The 3,389-nt window shown below is 62.1% G+C and carries 3 protein-coding genes; 2 read left to right on the forward strand and 1 reads right to left on the reverse strand.

Translation table 11 applies throughout. The features are described 5' to 3' along the window. A partial coding sequence (gene mutS / locus NCN04_RS09665; protein WP_250395952.1) for a DNA mismatch repair protein MutS occupies positions 1–1,799 on the forward strand: 1,799 nt, incomplete at its 5' end. On the opposite strand, the gene NCN04_RS09670 is transcribed toward mutS, so the two are convergent. After that, positions 1,784–2,347, reverse strand: coding sequence for a precorrin-8X methylmutase (locus NCN04_RS09670; RefSeq protein WP_502988785.1), 564 nt, complete (start codon positions 2,345–2,347; stop codon positions 1,784–1,786). The two genes, mutS and NCN04_RS09670, sit on opposite strands and share 16 nt — an antisense overlap. A gap of 133 nt (positions 2,348–2,480) precedes the next feature. Between NCN04_RS09670 and holA the strand changes: the two genes are divergently transcribed. Next, positions 2,481–3,389: DNA polymerase III subunit delta (holA, locus tag NCN04_RS09675; RefSeq protein ID WP_250395953.1), on the forward strand; the 909-nt coding region annotated here is incomplete at its 3' end.

Below are 3,389 nucleotides of genomic sequence, written 5' to 3' on the forward strand. Positions count from 1 at the left end.
TCTTGGAGCGATTCCGATTACAAACCCTCGACGGTTTAGGGCTGCAAAACGTTCCCCTTGCCATGCGCGCCGCCGGCGGACTGATCTCCTACCTCGGCGAGACCTGTCCACTAGACGACAACGGCATCACCCCTCCGCCCTTGGAGCGACCGATCACCTGCTTCCCAGGAGACGCGCTGGTGCTGGATGCCCAAACCCGACGCAACCTCGAGCTCACCGCTACCCAGCGTGACAACCAATTTCAGGGCTCACTGCTCTGGGCGATCGATCGCACCCTCACCGCCATGGGCGCGCGTTGTTTGCGCCGCTGGATTGAGGCCCCGTTAATGGATCCCTCCATCATCCGAACCCGCCAAGAAAGCGTGAGCCAATTGGTGAGCAAGCGACCGTTGCGCCAAGCCTTGCGGCGCTTGCTGCGTCCCATGGGTGACCTGGAGCGTCTCGCCGGAAGGGCCGGTGCAGGGCATGCCGGAGCCCGAGATCTCGTGGCAATCGCCGACGGCTTAGGGCGCTTACCCCAGCTCGCCAACCTGATCGCCAGCCAGCTCAAGGGTGGACCCTCTTGGCTGTCGGATGTGCTGAAACCTGATCCAGCACTCGCGACTCTCGGAGCGAGCATCCGGCATCAACTGGTGGACAGCCCACCGCTGAGCCTCAGCGAAGGGGGGCTGATCCACGACGGAGTCGACCCACTCTTGGATGGCTTGCGCAATCAGCTCGATGACCAAGAAAAGTGGCTGGCGGAACAGGAGCAACTCGAACGTCAGCGCAGCAACAACAGCAACCTCAAGCTTCAATATCACCGCACCTTTGGGTATTTCCTATCGGTGAGCCGGGCCCGCTCAGGCGCCGTGCCCGACCACTGGATTCGGCGGCAAACCCTGGCGAATGAGGAACGCTTCATCACCCCCGACCTCAAGGCAAGGGAAGGGCAGATCTTTCAGATGCGTGCCCGTGCCGCGCAACGCGAGTACGAACTGTTCTGTGAATTGCGTGCACAGATCGGCGATCACGCAGAAGCAATCCGCCGATCTGCGCGGGCGATCGCGGGCCTTGATGCCCTCACCAGCCTGGCGGAGGCCGCTGCCACAGGAGGTTGGTGTGCTCCTGAGATCACAGCGGATCGCAGCCTGGTGATCGAACAGGGCCGCCATCCGGTGGTCGAGCAACTGCTGGTGGAGGACGCCTTCACCCCGAATGACAGCGAGTTAGGTACAGGCATCGATTTAGTGGTCCTCACCGGGCCGAATGCCAGCGGCAAAAGCTGCTACCTACGCCAGATCGGCCTGATCCAGCTGCTGGCCCAGATCGGCAGTTGGGTTCCGGCACAAACGGCACGGATCGGAATCGCAGATCGAATCTTCACGCGCGTAGGCGCTGTGGATGACCTCGCCGCCGGCCAATCCACCTTCATGGTGGAAATGGCTGAAACCGCCAACATCCTGCATCACGCCAGCGACCGCTCACTTGTCCTTCTCGACGAAATCGGACGGGGTACCGCCACCTTTGATGGACTCTCGATCGCTTGGGCCGTGAGCGAACATCTGGCCGGTGATCTCCAGGCCCGCACCGTGTTTGCCACCCACTATCACGAGCTGAATGCCCTGGCCGCAGAGCGCTCCAACGTGGCCAACTGCCAAGTGCTGGTGGAAGAAACCGGCAGCGATCTGGTGTTTCTCCATCGCGTCGCCGCCGGTGGAGCAAGCCGCAGCTACGGCATCGAAGCTGCCCGCCTAGCTGGGGTGCCTGCCAGCGTGGTGCAGCGTGCACGCCAAGTGTTGGATCAACTCGCCACCTGACGTAGCAAGGCATTCACGGCTGCTGCCACCAGGCCAGCCCCGCCGCGGGTGCCGTCCAAGCGGATCTGATTCAGGGTGGACTGCGCCAAGCGACTCTTGCTTTCCGGCACTCCCACAAACCCCACCGGCATGCCAATCACCAGGCTTGGAGCCTCTGCCCCCGCATCCAGTTGATCCAGGAGTTGCTCCAAGGCCGTTGGAGCACTGCCAATGAGCACAAGAGGCAAGGGCTGACTTGCAACCTCGGCGGCCTGGATCAGCTCCGGCCACGCGCGAACCATCGCCGCTGCCGAACGGGTAGATCCCTGCGGCGACTGAGCCGGAGCCCAATCGAGCAGGCAACGCACCTCATTCCCCGCGGTACGAGCCGCCATCGGCCGCACCGCCGCTGCCGCCATCGCTGTGTCCGTGAGGATCAGAGCTCCCGCCTTGAGAGCCTGAAGTCCGGCAACACAGGCACCGGGGCTGAACTGCAGCAGGGCCGCCAAAGAGGGATCCCCACTGCTGTGCACCAGCCGTTCGAGAACGTCTCGTGACAACGGGTCCAAACCGGTGTCTCCCAGCAGGGCCCGAATGCGGCGAATGCTTTCAGAAAAGATCGGATGATCGCGGTTCAGAGGAATCCAGACGCAACTCGGGCATCATCGACGCAAAGCCGCCCCCTGAGCTCCCAGCTTCTCCATGCCAATCCATCTGCTCTGGGGTGACGACAGTGCCGCCCGCGATCGTGCCGTCGCAGCCCTGATCGAGGAAGCGATTGACCCAAGCTGGAGCAGCATCAACCTCAGCCGCCTCGACGGCAGCGAAGCCGGCCAGGCTCAACAGGCCCTGGAGGAGGCACGCACTCCTCCTTTCGGGGCGGGAATGCGGGTGGTGTTGCTGCAACGCTCACCCTTTTGCAATGCCTGCCCAAGCGAACTCGCGGATCGCTTTGAAGCTTCCCTCGAACTCATCCCAGACAGCACCCAGCTGTTGCTCACCAACCCAGCCAAACCAGACGGACGCTTACGCACCACAAAGGCTCTTCAAAAACGGGTCAAGCAAGGGCTCGCTAGCGAACAAAAGTTCCAACTTCCGGCGATCTGGGATGGAGCCGGCCAACGCCAACTGGTGGAGCGCACAGCCGCGGATCTCAACGTGAGCATGGAAACGGAGGCCGTATCCGCACTCGTTGATGCCATCGGCAATGACAGCGCACGCCTCACCATGGAATTGCAAAAGCTGGCGCTCCACGCCGAAAGCCATGGGCAGGAGCGCATCAGTGCCGAAGCCGTGCAGACCCTGATTGACGGCCAAGCCACCAATGCCTTCGCCGTGGGCGATGCCTTGCTGGAAGGCGATGCTGGGGGTGCCATTGGCCTCCTGGATGCCCTCATTGATGCGGGTGAACCCGCCCTACGCATCGTTGCCACCCTCACAGGACAAATCCGTGGCTTGCTTTGGGTCCTGCTACTGGAACAACAAGGAGAACGTGATGTGGCCGTCATTGCCAAAGCCGCCGGCATTGGCAATCCAAAGCGGATCTACGTGATGCGCAAGCAATTGAAAGGCAGAAACCCGAAACGGCTTTTATCTCTCTTGGGACGACTT

Origin of the sequence: Synechococcus sp. MU1655 (genome assembly GCF_023630655.1) — a bacterium.
GTDB lineage: Bacteria > Cyanobacteriota > Cyanobacteriia > PCC-6307 > Cyanobiaceae > Synechococcus_C.